Annotated in this window: 13 protein-coding genes; 12 read left to right on the forward strand and 1 reads right to left on the reverse strand. The window is 64.6% G+C overall.

The window, feature by feature from the left end; genetic code table 11:
• Positions 1–139 precede the first annotated feature (139 nt).
• Positions 140–436 carry a hypothetical protein gene (locus tag ACIPHM_RS10070; protein ID WP_400327401.1) on the reverse strand — a complete coding sequence of 99 codons (297 nt, stop codon included), beginning with the start codon at positions 434–436 and terminating at the stop codon, positions 140–142.
• A 427-nt stretch (positions 437–863) separates the two neighbouring features.
• Here ACIPHM_RS10070 and ACIPHM_RS10075 point away from each other — a divergent pair, with 427 nt between their 5' ends.
• The 12 genes from ACIPHM_RS10075 (at position 864) to ACIPHM_RS10130 (ending at position 15,698) form a co-directional block, all read left to right on the forward strand.
• The gene (locus ACIPHM_RS10075; RefSeq protein ID WP_400327402.1) at positions 864–1,991 is read left to right on the forward strand and encodes a MurR/RpiR family transcriptional regulator; all 1,128 of its coding nucleotides are present in this window, start codon (positions 864–866) and stop codon (positions 1,989–1,991) included.
• Positions 1,988–2,980, forward strand: coding sequence for an isoaspartyl peptidase/L-asparaginase family protein (locus ACIPHM_RS10080; RefSeq protein WP_400327404.1), 993 nt, complete (start codon positions 1,988–1,990; stop codon positions 2,978–2,980). Before ACIPHM_RS10075 ends, ACIPHM_RS10080 begins: the two co-directional genes overlap by 4 nt.
• Positions 2,981–3,085: 105 nt before the next feature.
• A complete protein-coding gene (locus ACIPHM_RS10085; RefSeq protein WP_400327406.1) occupies positions 3,086–4,948 on the forward strand; it encodes a dipeptide ABC transporter ATP-binding protein in 1,863 nt (620 codons plus the stop codon).
• 190 nt (positions 4,949–5,138) lie between these two features.
• On the forward strand, positions 5,139–6,698 hold the full coding sequence (gsiB, locus tag ACIPHM_RS10090) for a glutathione ABC transporter substrate-binding protein GsiB (protein WP_400327408.1): 1,560 nt from the start codon (positions 5,139–5,141) through the stop codon (positions 6,696–6,698).
• Between the two features lie 109 nt (positions 6,699–6,807).
• Entirely contained in the window at positions 6,808–7,728 is a 921-nt protein-coding gene (gene gsiC, locus ACIPHM_RS10095; RefSeq protein ID WP_400327505.1) for a glutathione ABC transporter permease GsiC, read from the forward strand.
• Between the two features lie 10 nt (positions 7,729–7,738).
• The gene (gsiD, locus tag ACIPHM_RS10100) at positions 7,739–8,647 is read left to right on the forward strand and encodes a glutathione ABC transporter permease GsiD (RefSeq protein ID WP_400327409.1); all 909 of its coding nucleotides are present in this window, start codon (positions 7,739–7,741) and stop codon (positions 8,645–8,647) included.
• A 31-nt stretch (positions 8,648–8,678) separates the two neighbouring features.
• Complete coding sequence (locus ACIPHM_RS10105) at positions 8,679–9,815, forward strand: P1 family peptidase (protein ID WP_400327411.1); 1,137 nt, start codon at positions 8,679–8,681, stop codon at positions 9,813–9,815.
• 36 nt (positions 9,816–9,851) lie between these two features.
• The gene (locus ACIPHM_RS10110) at positions 9,852–10,670 is read left to right on the forward strand and encodes a M55 family metallopeptidase (protein ID WP_400327412.1); all 819 of its coding nucleotides are present in this window, start codon (positions 9,852–9,854) and stop codon (positions 10,668–10,670) included.
• Between the two features lie 329 nt (positions 10,671–10,999).
• A complete protein-coding gene (locus tag ACIPHM_RS10115; RefSeq protein WP_400327414.1) occupies positions 11,000–11,890 on the forward strand; it encodes a DUF4118 domain-containing protein in 891 nt (296 codons plus the stop codon).
• Positions 11,891–11,892: 2 nt separating this feature from the next.
• On the forward strand, positions 11,893–12,762 hold the full coding sequence (locus ACIPHM_RS10120) for an alpha/beta hydrolase (protein ID WP_400327415.1): 870 nt from the start codon (positions 11,893–11,895) through the stop codon (positions 12,760–12,762).
• A gap of 280 nt (positions 12,763–13,042) precedes the next feature.
• Positions 13,043–14,272: an ABC transporter ATP-binding protein gene (locus ACIPHM_RS10125; RefSeq protein ID WP_400327417.1), complete on the forward strand. Its 1,230-nt coding sequence runs from the start codon at positions 13,043–13,045 to the stop codon at positions 14,270–14,272.
• Between the two features lie 112 nt (positions 14,273–14,384).
• Positions 14,385–15,698 (forward strand): ABC transporter substrate-binding protein, encoded by a 1,314-nt coding sequence (locus ACIPHM_RS10130; protein WP_400327419.1) that lies wholly within the window; start codon positions 14,385–14,387, stop codon positions 15,696–15,698.
• Positions 15,699–15,768 lie beyond the last annotated feature (70 nt).

Raw genomic sequence — 15,768 nt, forward strand, 5'->3', positions numbered from 1 at the left:
CAATTCGCGCGATTTGCTCAACGTGCCGAACGCACTCGATGCGCTCGATGCGGACAACGCATACAACTCGCGCAACTCACTCACTTCATCCCTCTCACGGGCGGTTTGGTTGACGTGGCAAGCAGGCGGGCCTCCGACGTCACAAACTGTCCGCCGCCACACTTCCCGTCTCAGTCCCTGCGCGTCGCGCGTTCGCTACCGTCAGATTCGGCGCTTCCACGCGCTCGCCGCCCGAACGTTCCAGTCCGAGACGACGTAATACCCGGCGACCATCCTCGGTCACCATCACTTTGGTTTGTCCCTCGTTGACCGCCACATGCACCAGGCGCGCTTGCTCCAGCGCAGCGAGATCGGGCGCTTCAAGCGCGTCGGCATCGATCGGGCCAAGGGAGGCGGCCGCCAGCAACAGCGTGGCGATTTCATGCGGGCTCAGCATGGTCATGCTCCTTGAGGCGAATTCTTCACGTTAGCGTAAGGGGCAGATGTAAGCCCACGACTACGCCATGTTTACTGCACGTTACGACTCGCCTCCGGCCTAGCCTCCCCAGGCGGTCCTTCGACTGTCCTGTGAATCTGCTGCCTGATACTGCGCACCGGTCGAAAATCGCCGGGCGATGAAACCGTACTTCAGCGTCGGATCGCAAAGCCTCCGGCAAGTTCGTGCATTCGGGTTTCCCCTAGTATGCCCGCTTTTTGCGTGAGACGGTGGCGCGTCCCCCTTGTTTTGACAGGGTTTGCGGGGTGTGTGAGCGAAATGTAAGGACCGGCGCATATCGTCCGGTAGCTTTTGAACTATTTTTTTTCTTTTGACGGGGTGTTGATGAAAATATACTTTCCTTCACTCCAAAGGATGACTGCTATCGATGATTGACGCCGACTCGTTGCCCGCTGATTTACCGCTCACTGAGCGGATCGTGCGCGCCATGCCCGAACTGACGCCTGCGCAGCAGCGTATGGCGGCGTTCGTGCTCGACAACACGTTTCGCGCCGCCACCATGCGTATCGATGAGTTTGCCGATGCCGTTGGCGTGTCGCTCGCGACCGTCAATCGTTTTGCCCGTGCCCTCGGTTTCGACGGCTATCCGCAGTGCCGGGCGGCCATGGTGCGAGGTTACGAGGCGACGCTCGCGCCCATCGAAAGTCTGCGCACGAGCAAGGCGCAGGCGAGCGCGAGTCCCGATGTGATGGCCGCGTCGTTGGCGCAGGCCATCGAGAATCTGGACTGGACACGTCGCGCGCTCGACGCCGGCACCTGCGAGCGCGCCATCGAATCGATCTTGCAGGCGCATCGTATCTACGTGCTCGGGCTGGGCGCCAGCGGCTACCTCGCGGGGCTGCTGCACCACGGTCTCGATCCGTACTGCGAAAACGTGCAGTCGGTGGTCGGGGCAGGGGGCTCGACGCATGCGGCCCGTCAGCTTTTCAAGTTACGCGAAGGCGACCTGGTGATCGCACTCGGTTTTCCGCGATACGTATCGGACACTGTCACGCTGTGCCGTCGCCTGCGCGGACGCGGCGTGTCCGTGATGGTGATCACCGACAGCCCGACGTCGCCGTTGGCCCCGCTGGGCGACATTGTGATCTTCGTGCGCAGCAAGCCGCGTCTGTCGAGCAACTCCGAAGCGAGCGTGCTGGCGATGATCGACGCCATTTGCGACGCCGTCGCGCAACGCGCCAAACACGCCGTGGATCGCGCGACCGAACTGACCGATTTCCTGCTGCCATGGCTCGACTCGGCGTCGTTGGCGACGACGAACGCGCCTGCCAATGCCCCCGCGTCACCGGTCATGGGCCGTATTGTCACGCCGCAACGCGTCGCCCATGCCGCCAGCGCCACCGCCGCGAACGTCACGGCGACCTCGCTGGCGAACGCCACCACTGCGGCGACCGCCAGCACGCAGGGCGCCTCCACCCTCCGTAATTCCGGCAATTCCGGCAATGTGTCCGGCCCGTTGCCGGGCATTCAGGACAGAAAGGACAGCGCATCATGAGTCACGCCCAACGTGCGGTCATCGCCATTCACGGCGGCGCGGGTACGATCAGCCGCGACACGTCGCCGGAAGAACTGAAGGCCTATCACGAGGCGTTGGCCGATGTGTTGCGCGCCGGGCAGGCCGTGCTCGCCGCGGGTGGTTCGGCACTCGACGCCGTAACCGAAGCCGTGCGTCATCTCGAAGACTGTCCGCGCTTCAACGCGGGACGCGGCGCCGTGTTTACCCACGAAGGCACGCACGAACTCGACGCCGCGATCATGGACGGCACCACGCTCGACGCCGGCGCGATCGCCTGCGTCCATCGCGTGCGCAACCCGATCCTCGCCGCGCGCTCGGTGCTAGAACACAGCCCGCATGTGCTGCTCGTGGGCGACGGCGCCGAAGCGTTCGCCGCCGCACACGGGGCGGAACTGGTCGAGCCGGACTACTTTTTCACCGAAGCGCGCTACGCCCAGTTGCAACGGGCGCTGGCCAACGCCGCCGTGTCGCTCGATCACGATATGCCGCTCAAGGCGACTGAGACCTCCCGTCCGTCCAATACGTCAAATAAGGAGCCCATCGATCCGGACACCAAGTTCGGTACGGTCGGCGCAGTCGCCTGCGACATCCATGGCCACGTGGCAGCGGCCACGTCCACGGGCGGCATGACGAACAAGGCCATCGGCCGGGTGGGCGATTCGCCCCTCATTGGCGCGGGTTGTTACGCGAACGATGCGACGGCCGCTGTCTCGGCGACCGGCACCGGTGAAGCGTTCATTCGCACCGTAGCGTGCTACGAAGTGGGGGCGTTGATGGCCTACGCGGGCCTGTCGCTCGCCGACGCCGCCGAGCGCGTGATTCACGAGCGTCTGCCGCGTGTGCAGGGACGCGGCGGTCTGATCGCCGTGGACGCACAGGGCAATGTGGCGTTGCCGTTCAACACCGAAGGCATGTATCGCGGCGTGGCGCGTGTGGGTGAAACGCCGGTGACGGCGATTCACGAGTAACGTCCGGAAAAAACGGGCAGCGCCGATGACGGCCACGCCCGCAGCACCAGATTCAGCAAGCGAAGATTAGCGAGGACAGGCGTGGCAGAGCGTAAGACAACCCCGATGATTTCGTTGCCCGACGAGCGCGTGCTCGACGTGAGCGGCATTACCGTGCAGTTCGCGACGTCCGAGCGCCTGGTCACGGCCGTGCGCGACCTTTCCTTCCATGTCGACCGTGGCGAGACGCTCGCCATCGTGGGCGAATCAGGCTCCGGCAAATCGGTCACGTCGCTGGCCGCCATGCGTCTGGTCGAGAACGGCGGCGGACGCATCACCCAGGGCTCGATGATCATGCGCCGCCGCAACGGCAAGCTCGTCGACCTGACACGCGCGAGCGGCCACACCATGCGCACTATTCGCGGTGCGGACATGGCGATGATCTTTCAGGAGCCGATGACCTCGCTGAACCCGGTCTTCCCGGTGGGCGAGCAAATCGCGGAATCCATTCGTCTGCACCAGGGCAAGCACGCCGCCGCTGCGCGTGCCGAAGCGCTGCGTATGCTCGAACTCGTTCGCATTCCCGAGGCACGCCGCGTGCTCGACCGCTTCCCGCATCAGCTCTCGGGCGGGATGCGTCAGCGCGTGATGATCGCGATGGCGCTCTCGTGCAAACCGGGTTTGCTGATTGCGGACGAACCGACGACCGCACTCGATGTGACGATTCAGGCGCAGATCCTGCAACTGATTCGCGCATTGCAGGAAGAAATGCACATGGGCGTGGTGTTCATCACGCACGACATGGGCGTGGTGGCCGAAGTGGCCGATCGTGTGCTGGTCATGCATCGCGGCGACAAGGTGGAAGAAGGCAAGTCGGCGGAAATCTTCGCCGCCCCGCGCGAGCGCTACACGCAGGCGTTGCTCTCGGCGGTGCCGCGCCTGGGCTCGATGCACGGCACCGATCTGCCGGCGCGTTTCCCGCTGCTGCGCTACGACGCCCCGGCCGACGCCAAACCCGTTGCCGAAACGCCGCAGCCACCCGTCAAGACGGACGCCGGTCCGATCCTGCGCGTCAAGGATCTCGTGGCTCGCTTCGACGTGCCGTCCGGCTTCTTCGGTCGCGTCAAGCAACGCGTGCACGCCGTCGAACGGGTGAGTTTCGATCTGTATCCGGGCGAGACACTGGGCCTCGTGGGCGAGTCCGGTTGCGGCAAGTCGACGACCGGCCGCGCGTTGCTGCGTCTGGTCGCGAGCCAGGGCGGTTCCATCGAATTCGGCGGCCAGCCGATCCAGGATCTCGCCGGACGCGCCTTGCAAACATTGCGCCGCGACATCCAGTTCATCTTCCAGGACCCGTTTGCCTCGCTCGATCCGCGTCTGACGGTGGGCTTCTCGATCATGGAGCCGCTGCTGGTGCACGGCGTGGCCAAGGGCGCCGAAGCCGAGAGGCGGGTGGCCGAGTTGCTGGAGCGCGTTGGACTTCCGGCCGACTACGCGCAGCGCTATCCGCACGAGTTCTCGGGCGGTCAGCGTCAGCGTATCGCCATTGCCCGCGCGCTGGCGCTTAAGCCCAAGGTCGTGATCGCCGACGAATCCGTCTCGGCGCTCGACGTCTCCGTGCAGGCCCAGATCATCAACCTGATGCTCGATCTGCAGAAGGAGTTCGGCATCGCGTTCCTGTTCATTTCGCACGACATGGCGGTCGTGGAGCGCATCAGCCACCGGGTGGCGGTGATGTTCCTCGGGCAGATCGTCGAGATTGGCCCGCGTCGCGCCATTTTCGAAAACCCGCAACACCCGTACACGAGGAAGCTGATGTCGGCCGTACCGATTGCCGATCCGGCGCGTCGTCACGCCAGGCGGGAATTGTTGACGGAAGAGATTCCGAGCCCGATCCGCGCGCTCGGCGACGACCCGCAGGTGCAGCCACTGGTGGAGGTTGGCGCGGGGCACTTCGTGGCGCGTCATCGCGTGGCAGGCGCTTATTGATCGCTTATTGATCGTTTATCGATCCGGCAATGAGCGGCATTCGATCCGGTTTCCCCTGGAAGGGCCAACCTTCCGGGCAGTTTCAGGCAGCACCCCGTTGCACTTCTCGTTGTAGCCATAACGCCCGCCAAGGGACGCAGTCCAGCGACTCGCCCGCGGCCACCTCGTCAGACCAGAAGGAGAAAGACAGATGTCGAAAAACGCTTTGTTGGGCACTCGGTGGAAAACCGCGCTCGCGTCCGTCGCCGTGGCGTCGGCCATGCTTGGGGCAGCGCCGGCGTTCGCCGCCAAGGATGTCGTGATGGCCGTGCAGTCGACGTTTACGACGATGGATCCGTACGACGCGAACGATACGCTGTCGCAAGCCGTTGCCAAGTCGTTCTACGAAGGCATGTTCGGTTTCGACAAGGACATGAAGCTCGTGAACGTGCTGGCCGATAGCTACACGGTCTCGCCGGACGGCCTCGTCTACACGATCAAGCTCAAGTCGGGCGTGAAGTTCCAGGACGGCACGAACTTCGACGCCGCCGCCGTGAAGGCGAACTTCGACCGCGTGACGAACCCGGAGAACAAGCTCAAGCGCTACAACCTGTACAAGGAAATCGGCAAGACGGAAGTGGTGGATCCGCACACGGTGAAGTTCACGCTCAAAGAGCCGTTCTCGCCGTTCATCAACACGCTGGCACACCCCTCGGCCGTGATCATCTCGCCCGAAGCGCTCAAGAAGTACGGCAAGGACATCGCCTCGCACCCGGTCGGCACCGGTCCGTTCGAGTTCGTCGAATGGAACCGCACCGATTACGTGAAGGTGAAGAAGTTCGACGGCTACTGGAAGAAGGGCTATCCGAAGGTCGACACGATCACCTTCAAGCCGGTGGTCGACAACAACACGCGTGCCGCCGTCATGCAGACGGGTGAAGCGGGCTTCGCTTTCCCGGTGCCGTATGAACAGGCCGACAGCCTGAAGACCAGCGGCAAGGTGGATGTGATCGCCGGTCCGTCGATCATCCAGCGCTATATCAGCCTCAACACGAAGCAGAAGCCGTTCGACGACGTGCGTGTGCGTCAGGCCATCAACTACGCCATCAACAAGGACGCCCTGGTGAAGGTGGCCTTCGCAGGCTACGCCACCCCGGCCGACGGTGTGGTGCCGCATGGTGTGGACTACGCCGTCAAAACCGGCCCGTGGCCTTACAACCCGGCCAAGGCGAAGGAACTGCTCAAGGAAGCCGGTTACCCGAATGGTTTCGAGACCACGCTGTGGTCGGCCTACACGTTCACGACGGCACAGAAGGTGATCCAGTTCGTGCAGCAGCAACTGGCGCAGGTCGGCATCAAGGCGCAGGTGCGCGCGCTCGAAGCCGGTCAGCGTGTCGAGCTGGTTGAGTCGGCACCGGACCCCGATAAGGCGCCGGTGCGCATGTACTACGTGGGCTGGTCGTCGTCGACGGGAGAAGCCGACTGGGCGCTGCGTCCGCTGCTCGCGTCGGAATCGTTCCCGCCCAAGCTGTTCAACACGGCGTACTACAAGAACGACGCGGTCGACGCCGACTTCAACAAGGCGCTGCAAACGACCGACCGTGCCGAGAAGACCAGGCTGTACACGGACGCCCAGCAGAAGATCTGGAACGACGCCCCGTGGGCGTTCCTCGTGACGGAAAAGCTGCTGTATGCGCGCAACAAGAACCTGTCGGGCGTGTACACCATGCCTGACGGCTCGTTCAACTTCACCGATATCTCGATGAAGTAAGCGCGACGCTCACGTGTGAGCGAGTGTGATGTTCCCCGCGCCGCCGGCATCGGCTGGTGGCGCGGTCTACCGCAAGACATGGTTTGGCAAGACGTTCGGCAAGACTGCGATGCTCAATTACTTTCTCAAACGCCTGCTCGGCCTGATCCCCACGCTGCTCATCGTGGCAGTGCTGGTGTTCGGCTTCGTGCACATGTTGCCGGGCGATCCGGCGCGTCTGGCTGCCGGTCCGCAGGCGGACGAGGCGACCGTGACGCTGGTGCGTCAGGATCTCGGTCTCGACAAGCCGCTGCTCACCCAGTTCACGCATTTCATCACGCACGCGGTGCGTGGCGATTTCGGTCTGTCGATGCGCAGCAAGCAACCGGTGTCGGAAGAGATCTCCAGCCGCTTCATGCCGACGTTGTGGCTCACGCTGGTGAGCATGATCTGGTCGGTGATGATCGGCATGGGGCTGGGCGTGGCGTCGGCCGTGTGGCGCAATCGCTGGCCCGACCGGCTGGGCATGACGTTCGCCGTCTCGGGCATTTCGTTCCCGGCGTTCGCGCTCGGCATGTTGCTGATGCAGATTTTTTCGGTGCAGCTCGGCTGGCTGCCGACCATCGGCGCCGATTCGTGGAAGAGCTACATCCTGCCCTCGATCACGCTGGGCGCGGCGGTGGCTGCCGTGATGGCGCGCTTTACCCGTTCGGCGTTCGTCGACGTGCTGCACGAGGATTTCGTGCGCACCGCACGTGCGAAGGGGCTCAACGAAATGCGCGTGGTGTTCAAGCACGCGCTGCGCAACGCCATGATCCCCGTCGTCACGATGATGGGGTTGCAATTCGGTTTCCTGCTCGGCGGCTCGATTGTCGTCGAGGTGGTGTTCAACTGGCCTGGCCTCGGACGTCTGTTGATCGACTCGGTCGAGATGCGCGACTATCCGGTGATTCAGGCGCTGGTGCTGCTGTTCTCGCTCGAGTTCATTCTGATCAACCTCGTGGTCGACGTGCTGTACGCCGTCATCAACCCGACCATTCGTTATAAGTGAGGCACGCACAATGAACGCGGGTCAATCCACTACTGCCGCCAATCCTGCCGCCACGGCCAGCGCCAATCGTGTGCGCACGCCGTGGCGCGAGTTCTGGCGCAAATTCAAGAAGCAGCACATCGCCATGGTCGCGGGCGCGTTCGTGCTGGTGCTGGTCGTCATTGCGATCCTCGCGCCGCACCTCGTGCCGTTCGATCCGGAGAACTTCTTCGACTACGACGCCCTGAACGCCGGGCCGTCCGCGAAGCACTGGTTCGGGGTCGATTCGCTCGGGCGCGACATTTTCAGCCGCGTGCTCGCGGGTACGCGTATTTCGCTGGCGGCGGGTTTCGGCTCGGTGGCGCTGGGCGCGGTGATCGGCACGGTGCTCGGGCTGCTGGCAGGCTATTACGAAGGCTGGTGGGATCGCATCGTCATGCGTATCTCCGACGTGCTCTTCGCCTTCCCCGGCATTCTGCTGGCCATCGGCGTGGTGGCGGTGTTGGGCAACGGCATGGTCAACGTGATCGTGGCCGTCGCCATCTTCTCGATCCCGGCGTTCGCCCGTCTGGTGCGCGGCAACACGCTGGTGCTCAAGCATCTGACGTATATCGAAGCGGCGCGCTCCATTGGCGCTTCGGACTGGACGATCATCATGCGGCACATTCTGCCGGGCACGGTGTCGTCAATCGTCGTATATTTCTCGATGCGTATCGGCACCTCGATCATCACGGCCGCGAGCCTGTCGTTCCTCGGTCTGGGCGCGCAACCGCCTACGCCGGAGTGGGGCGCGATGCTCAACGAAGCTCGCGCCGACATGGTCAATGCCCCGCACATCGCCATTTTCCCGAGCCTGGCCATCTTCCTGACCGTGCTCGCGTTCAACCTGCTGGGTGACGGCCTGCGCGACGCGCTCGATCCGAAACTCGACCGGCATTGACGCATTGACCTATTTGCAGGAGCGCGAAGTGATGCCCACGTCAGATTTTCGCGAAGCATCGTTCGGTGCACCCCACATCGGGCGTCTGCCCGCGGGGCCGCGCGACGCCATCTCGGACGTGCCCGGCGTCTACGTCGGGCATGCCACGCTCGCCGACGGCCCGTTGCAGACGGGTGTCACCGTGGTGTGCCCCACGCCCGCCACATCGGTGACGTCGGCTCACGTTCGCGGCGACGGGGCAGGGGTGTCGTCCCCGAGCGCGCAATGGGACCCGTTTCGCAGCAAGATCCCCGCGGCGGCCGCGGTGATCAACGGCTTTGGCAAGAGCGTCGGTCTGATGCAGATCGACGAGCTCGGCCTGCTCGAAGCTCCGGTAGCCCTCACCAACACCTTTTCCGTGAGCCATGTGGTGCTCGGCCAGCTGCGTGCGGCCATCGCGGCGAACCCGGGTATCGGGCGCGGCAGCCCGTCGCTGAATCCGGCGGTGTTCGAGTGCAACGACGGGTATCTCAACGATATGCAGGCGTTCGCCGTTAGCGAGGCGCACTATGCGCAGGCGCTGGCGAGTGCGGCGTCCGACTTCGCGCAGGGCGCGGTCGGCGCGGGGCGCGGCATGTCCAGCTTCGGTCTGAAGGGCGGTATCGGCTCGGCGTCGCGTGTCGTGGAGACGGCCGGGGCGACGTTTACCGTCGGTGTGCTGGTGCTGTCGAACTTCGGACGCCCCTCGCAATTGACGATTGCCGGGCGCCACGTCGGGCCCGTGCTCGACGAACGCCTTGCGCAGCCCGAGCAGAGCGCCGCGCCGGAGCGCGGCTCCATCATCATGCTGGTGGCCACCGACGCGCCGCTCGATGCGCGTCAGTTGCGCCGTGTGGCCACGCGCACCGGCGCAGGACTCGCGCGCACGGGCTCCGTCTACGGCCATGGCAGCGGCGACGTCGCGCTCGCCTTCACCACCGGTTACACGGTGCCGCACGACGCGATGGGCCGGGTCGCCCCGGCCGCGCTGGTGCCCGATCCGCTCCTCGATCCGATTTTTCAGGCCACGGCCGACGCCACCGAGCAGGCGATTCTGCACGCGCTTTTCGCCGCCGAGTCCGTGCTCGGGCGCGACGGCCACGTGCGGCGCGCGCTGGACGACGTGCTGCCGGACTGGGCGACGCTCTGAGTCCGCCCGCGAGCCATTCACGACATCACTGACACTATGCGAATCCTGATCTCCACCGACATCGAAGGCGTCGCGGGCGTTTTCCACGTCGAACAGACACGCGCCGGCAATGGCGAGTACGAGCGTGCCCGCCGCTGGATGACCCGCGAAGCCAATGCGGCCGTCGAAGGGGCATTCGCGGGCGGCGCGACCGAGGTGATCGTCAACGACTCGCACGGCGGTTTTCGCAACCTGTTGCCGGACGAACTCGATCCGCGCGCCCGTCTCGTGCTGGGCAAGCCGCGCTATCTCGGCATGGTGGCCGGCGTGGAAGCGGGCTGCGACGCGCTCTTCATGATCGGGTACCACGGCAAAGCGCAAAGCGCCGGCATACTGGCTCACACCATCAACAGCTTCGCTTTTGCGCGCGTCTGGCTGGCGGGCGTGGAGGCGAGCGAAGCCATGCTGTACGGCGCCCTCGCGGGCGAGCGCGGCGTGCCGATGGTCATGGCCAGTGGCGACGACGTCTTCTGCGAAGAGACGCAACTGATCTACCCGCACGCCCATTTCGTGCAGACGAAGGCGGCGTGGGGGCAGGGCAGCGGCATGACGTTGAGCCCGTCCGAGTCGTGCGAACTGATTCGCGAGGCGGCGAAGGCGTCGCTCGAAGACCGGCGCAAATGGCACCCGTACACGGTGCAGACGCCCGTCGAAGTGCGTCTTCAGGCGCAGACCACTGCGCTGGCCGATCTCTTCTGCCAATGGCCGACGCTCGAACGTGTCGACGGTGTGACGTTGCAGTATGTCGCGCCGAGCGCCGAGGCTGCCGTGCGCATACTCAACTGCCTGTCGGCGATGTCGTTCATGTTGCGCTGACGATCGCCATCGGCGTGACCCGACCGGCCCTGGCAAGCCCCTGCCGCCTTTCAAGTTATTACCGGTGCATTCGTTACCCTTCGGCCCTGTAGGGTCTTGTGGACTTTTGTCACCGGTTTTTCCCTGTCAACCGATCCGGTATCGGCTGCGAACCCGCGCCAGTGCTGGTCCGCCGTACCGATGTTGTTCGGGCGCGACTGAATCAGGGTTCACAGCTTCGGAACGTCAAGAGTGGCCGTGCGATAATCCGTAATATTTTGTAACAGCGGTGCCCTATGATGGGGCCCAACTACGGATTATTGAGCGTCGGCGAACGTCGGCGGTGAATCATGGATATCAGAAACGCCCGACGTTGGGCGGAGCCCGGCGCAAAGCGTTACGTCGGTGCGCTAATGGTGGTATTTGCTGCGTTTCTTGTTCGCAGCCTGCTGCATCCGGTGCTCGACCACTCGATGCCGGGTCTGTTTTTCGTCTGTGCGGCCATCATCGTCGAATTCATCTGGGGGCTGGGCCCGGCCATCATGGCGATGGTCATCAGCATTCCGATTTTCGATTTTTTCTTTGTGCCGCCGTTTCGCGACATCGCCGCGCTCGATCGCCGCGATGCGTTGATCGTGACCGGCTTCATGCTGATCACCCCGCTCGCGGTTGCCCTCATCGAGCGCCTGCGCCGCGCGCAGTATCGCGCCGAGCTGATCGCGGAAGTCGCGCAAACCCGTTACGAGATGCTGCTGCGCGCCGAGAACGAACGCATGGTGCTGTCCGACTCGGTGCAGTTGGGCAATGCGTTGATGACGTATCTGACGAAGCACCTCGACTCGATCTTCTATCTGGCCAATCCGGCCACGCATTACGAATTCATCGACGAGCATTTCCGGCGCGCGACCGGTGTCGCATCGGAAGTCGTCAAGCGGGACGGCCTGCGTGCGCTGCTGCATCCGGAAGATGCTTGCCGGGTGGCCGGGCTGTTCTCGGCCGACGACGAACCCCCGCAGCACGGTGCGCACAACCTGCGCGTGCGCACGCGCGACGGCGGTTTCGAAATGATTCACTGTGAATTGCAGCAATTTCGCGCGCATGTCGGCACGTACGTGATTCTGCGCTTGCATACGGGACCGGCGGTGCGCCCGGTCACGCCGCTGCACACGATGACACCGGCGTCTACAACTACCATCAAGCGCGAAGTTAACGAGGCGCCTGTCGTCTCGGGCGGGGTTTGAGCATGTTTCAGGAAGATATCTTTTACAAAGGCGGCGAACATGCCGTGCTGCTGTTGCCGGGGCTCTCGAGCACGCCGCTTGAAATGCGTCCGGTGGCCAAGGCATTGCATCGCGACGGGTACACCGTATCGGTGCCCCATATCGAGGGCTACGGCCTCGGTTCACCCTGCTCGACCTGGCGCGAATGGATTGCCGCCGCGCGTGCGAAGTACCGCGAGTTGCGCGAGACGCATGACTCCGTGTCGCTGTGCGGCCTGAGCATGGGCGCGACGCTCGCGCTGGCGGTCGCCGAAGAGGAGCCGGACGTCACGGCGATCTCGGTGCTGGCGGTCACGCTGGTGTACGACGGCTGGACCATTCCGTTTGCCTACCCGCTGCTCGATCTGCTGTATCACCTGCCGTTCGGGCATCGCTATCGCTATCACGAGAAGGCGCCGTACGGCCTGAAGAACGAAGCGCTGCGCGCGCGCGTGCAGAAGTCGATGTCGTTGCACGACGCCTCGGAAATCGGTTCGGCCTCGCTGCCGATCGCCCACTTGTACAACGCCCGCCGGCTGGCCTCGCATGTGCGTAACCGGCTCGATCGCGTGACGGCCGACTGCCTCATCGTTCACGCGGTGGACGACGACACGGCGAGCCCGCACAACGCGCGCATCGTCTACAACGGCGTGTCGTCCGAGGTGAAGCAGAAGTGCCTGCTCGGCGAGAGCTATCACATTCTGACGATGGACAACGAGCGCGAGACCGTTTCCGACGAGACCCGCCGCTTCTTCCGCGACGCCGTGGCGCGTCGCACCGGTGCCGCCACGTCCGAGACGCGCATCATCTCCAAGGCGCTGCTGCGCGCCAAACGCCGCCAGGCGGCTGCCTGATCGAGGTTATCGCGCCATCCTGAGCGCTTTTCAGCCCTATGACCGATGACGTTGCGCACGCCCTCGGGCGTGTGCGCAACTTTCATTGGCCTACCTGAATTCTCACCCTCTGCGAACGTCCCCGGGTGTCCGGTTGCCTGACCGGTTTCCTGAGATCCGTGTGTCGTGCGAGCCACGCCGGTGCTGGCGCACGCGATGTCATCAAACTGCCATCGATGGCCGGTTATGGTCGGGTTTTTCCGATCCAGTCGCCCTCCGGCGACGCCTCGCACATCAGGCCATGTCATCGCTCGTCATCGATTCCGTCAGCAAGCAGTGGGGCACGACAAACGCGACACACGCGCTTCACGATGTGAGCTTTACCGCTGACGCGGGCTCGCTCGTGGTGCTGCTCGGCCCGTCCGGGTGCGGCAAGTCGACGCTGCTGCGCATGATCGCCGGCCTCGATACCCCCACGAGCGGGCGCATTCTCCTGGGCGGTGAGGACGTGACGAACTTGCCGCCCGCGCGTCGCAAGTTGTCGATGGTGTTCCAGTCGTACGCACTGTTCCCGCATCTGTCGGTGCGCGAGAACCTGCTGTTCGGCCTGCGGGTGCGCCGTGAGCCTGCGCGCGACTATGCGCAGCGTCTTGCGCGCGTGGCGTCGCTGCTCGGGCTCGAACCGTATCTGGAGCGCAAGCCGTCGCAGCTCTCGGGCGGTCAGCAGCAGCGTGTGGCATTGGGGCGCGCGGTGATTGCGCAGACGTCCGTTTGTCTGATGGACGAGCCGCTCTCGAACCTCGACGCGCAACTGCGTCAGGAGATGCGTCGCGAGATCCGGGCGCTGCAACAGCAGCTCGGCATGACGCTCATCTACGTTACCCACGATCAAACCGAAGCGATGAGCATGGCCGATCAGGTCGTGCTGCTGCGTCATGGCCGCATCGAACAACGCGGTGCGCCGCAAACGCTTTACGCCACCCCGTCGACGCGCTTTGCCGCAAGTTTCATCGGCACCCCGCCGATGCAATTGCTGCGCCTCGTGCGCCGCGGCAATGCGCTGGTGCCCGCCGGCCAGACCGGCCCCGCACTGGCCCCGGCAGGCTCGCACGACGCTGCGCTGCTCGGTCTGCGTCCCGAACATGTGCGTGCGGTGCCGCCGACTTCGGTGGGGGCCGTGCTGGCGACGGTGAGTGCGGTCGAATATCTCGGAGCAGACACGCTGGTGGCCTGCGTCCTCGGCGACGCGGGCGAAATCGCCACGCGAGTGCCGGGTCATCGGCCGCTGCTGCCGGGCGACGCCATCGGGCTGCAATGGGACGCCGCCGATCAGCATCTGTTCGATGCGACGTCCGGTGCGCGCATGCCCGATGCGACGGCCAACGTGCAGACGGGCGACGCGGCAATCGGCGCCATGCAGCCGCCCTCTGCGCCGTGCGCGCCGTCTGTGGCGCCACAGGCTGCCGCCTCTGTGGCCTCCGCGATCGCCATGCCGCAGGCAACGGCGCCGAGCACCGAACAACACGCTTAAGCGTGAGCGCGGCGCGGCTACCGGCGATATCCGGGTGCCGCGCGGCGCTCGAAACGCCTGACATCGACTATCCGCGACACCACCACTACGCTTATTTGGGGAACCTAGGGACATGCGACGCAAGATTCTGAAAACGTTTGCGGCCAGTCTGGCCACGCTCGCCACCATCGGATTGGGCAGTCTGAGCAGCGCGGCCATGGCACAACAGAAGCCGGTCGAGCTGCAGTTCTATTACCCGGTCGCCATTGGCGGCCCGGTCACGAAGATCATCAACGATCTGGTGGCGGACTTCGAGAAGGATCACCCGAACATCAAGATCAAGCCGGTGTACGCCGGTTCGTATCAGGATTCCGTAGTCAAGGCGCTGACCGCCGCGAAGGCCGGCACGCCGCCGCAACTGGCCGTGCTCGCGGCCGCAGACGTCTTCACGCTGATCGACGAAGACGCCGTGGTGCCCATCGACAGCATTGCGAACACGCCCGCCGACAAGCAATGGCTCGACAGCTTCTACCCGGCGCTGATGCTGAACTCGCGCATCAACGGTCACACCTGGGGCGTGCCGTTCCAGCGCTCGACCATCGTCATGTACTGGAACAAGGACGCCTTCCGCGAAGCCGGTCTCGACCCGGATCGCGCCCCGGCGAACTGGAACGAACTCGTCAGCTACGCGCAAAAGCTCACCAAGCGCGACGCCTCGGGCAACGTGACGCAGTGGGGTATCAAGGTGCCGTCCGTCGGCTTCGCGTACTGGCTGTTCCAGGCGTTCACCACGCCCGCAGGCGTCGAGCTGATGAACCCGGCCGGCACGAAGACGTTCCTCAACGCGCCGCAGGCCGTGGAGTCGCTGCAATACTGGGTCGATCTCACGACGAAGTACAAGGTCATGCCGACGGGCTCCATCGAGTGGGGCACCACGCCGAAGGATTTCCTCGAAAAGAAGGCCGCGATCATCTACACGACGACGGGCAACCTGACCAACATCCGCACCAATGCCACGTTCCCGTTCGGCGTGGGCAAGATGCCGGCCAAGGTGCGCGGCGGCAGCCCGACGGGCGGCGGCAACTTCTACGTCTTCAAGAAGTCGACGCCGGAAGAAAAGCAGGCCGCGATGACGTTCATCAAGTGGGCCACCACGCCTGAGCGTGCGGCGCAGTTCGGCATCGATACGGGCTACGTTGCCGTGACGCCGGCAGCCTGGGAAACCCCGGCGATGAAGCAGTACGTGCAGAAGGTGCCGGCCGCCGCCGTGGCGCGTGACCAACTGGGCGTGAGCGTGGCCGAGTTCTCGACACACGACAACCAGCGTGTGACGAAGGCGCTCAACGACGCACTGCAAGCCGCGCTCACCGGCACCAAGTCGCCGAAGCAGGCGCTGGACGACGCGCAACGCGAAGCCGATCGCGTTTTGCGTCTGTACGCGCGCTGAGTCTGGCCGTAGGAAATTAGTCTCGTAGAAACCTGGAGCCGGCACTGCCCGCCGGTCCGGCGCCGGGTGT

Origin of the sequence: Pandoraea sp. NPDC087047, assembly GCF_044745225.1 — a bacterium.
Taxonomy (GTDB): Bacteria; Pseudomonadota; Gammaproteobacteria; order Burkholderiales; family Burkholderiaceae; genus Pandoraea.

What these genes read in the sequence shown, in the direction of transcription:
- ACIPHM_RS10130 (WP_400327419.1), top strand. Translation starts at nt 14,385, where the DNA reads ATGCGACGCAAGATTCTGAAAACGTTTGCGGCCAGTCTGGCCACGCTC.
- ACIPHM_RS10085 (WP_400327406.1), top strand. Translation starts at nt 3,086, where the DNA reads ATGATTTCGTTGCCCGACGAGCGCGTGCTCGACGTGAGCGGCATTACC.
- gsiC (WP_400327505.1), top strand. Translation starts at nt 6,808, where the DNA reads ATGCTCAATTACTTTCTCAAACGCCTGCTCGGCCTGATCCCCACGCTG.
- ACIPHM_RS10125 (WP_400327417.1), top strand. Translation starts at nt 13,043, where the DNA reads ATGTCATCGCTCGTCATCGATTCCGTCAGCAAGCAGTGGGGCACGACA.
- gsiD (WP_400327409.1), top strand. Translation starts at nt 7,739, where the DNA reads ATGAACGCGGGTCAATCCACTACTGCCGCCAATCCTGCCGCCACGGCC.
- ACIPHM_RS10075 (WP_400327402.1), top strand. Translation starts at nt 864, where the DNA reads ATGATTGACGCCGACTCGTTGCCCGCTGATTTACCGCTCACTGAGCGG.
- ACIPHM_RS10080 (WP_400327404.1), top strand. Translation starts at nt 1,988, where the DNA reads ATGAGTCACGCCCAACGTGCGGTCATCGCCATTCACGGCGGCGCGGGT.
- ACIPHM_RS10105 (WP_400327411.1), top strand. Translation starts at nt 8,679, where the DNA reads ATGCCCACGTCAGATTTTCGCGAAGCATCGTTCGGTGCACCCCACATC.
- ACIPHM_RS10070 (WP_400327401.1), bottom strand. Translation starts at nt 436, where the DNA reads ATGCTGAGCCCGCATGAAATCGCCACGCTGTTGCTGGCGGCCGCCTCC.
- ACIPHM_RS10110 (WP_400327412.1), top strand. Translation starts at nt 9,852, where the DNA reads ATGCGAATCCTGATCTCCACCGACATCGAAGGCGTCGCGGGCGTTTTC.
- gsiB (WP_400327408.1), top strand. Translation starts at nt 5,139, where the DNA reads ATGTCGAAAAACGCTTTGTTGGGCACTCGGTGGAAAACCGCGCTCGCG.
- ACIPHM_RS10120 (WP_400327415.1), top strand. Translation starts at nt 11,893, where the DNA reads ATGTTTCAGGAAGATATCTTTTACAAAGGCGGCGAACATGCCGTGCTG.
- ACIPHM_RS10115 (WP_400327414.1), top strand. Translation starts at nt 11,000, where the DNA reads ATGGATATCAGAAACGCCCGACGTTGGGCGGAGCCCGGCGCAAAGCGT.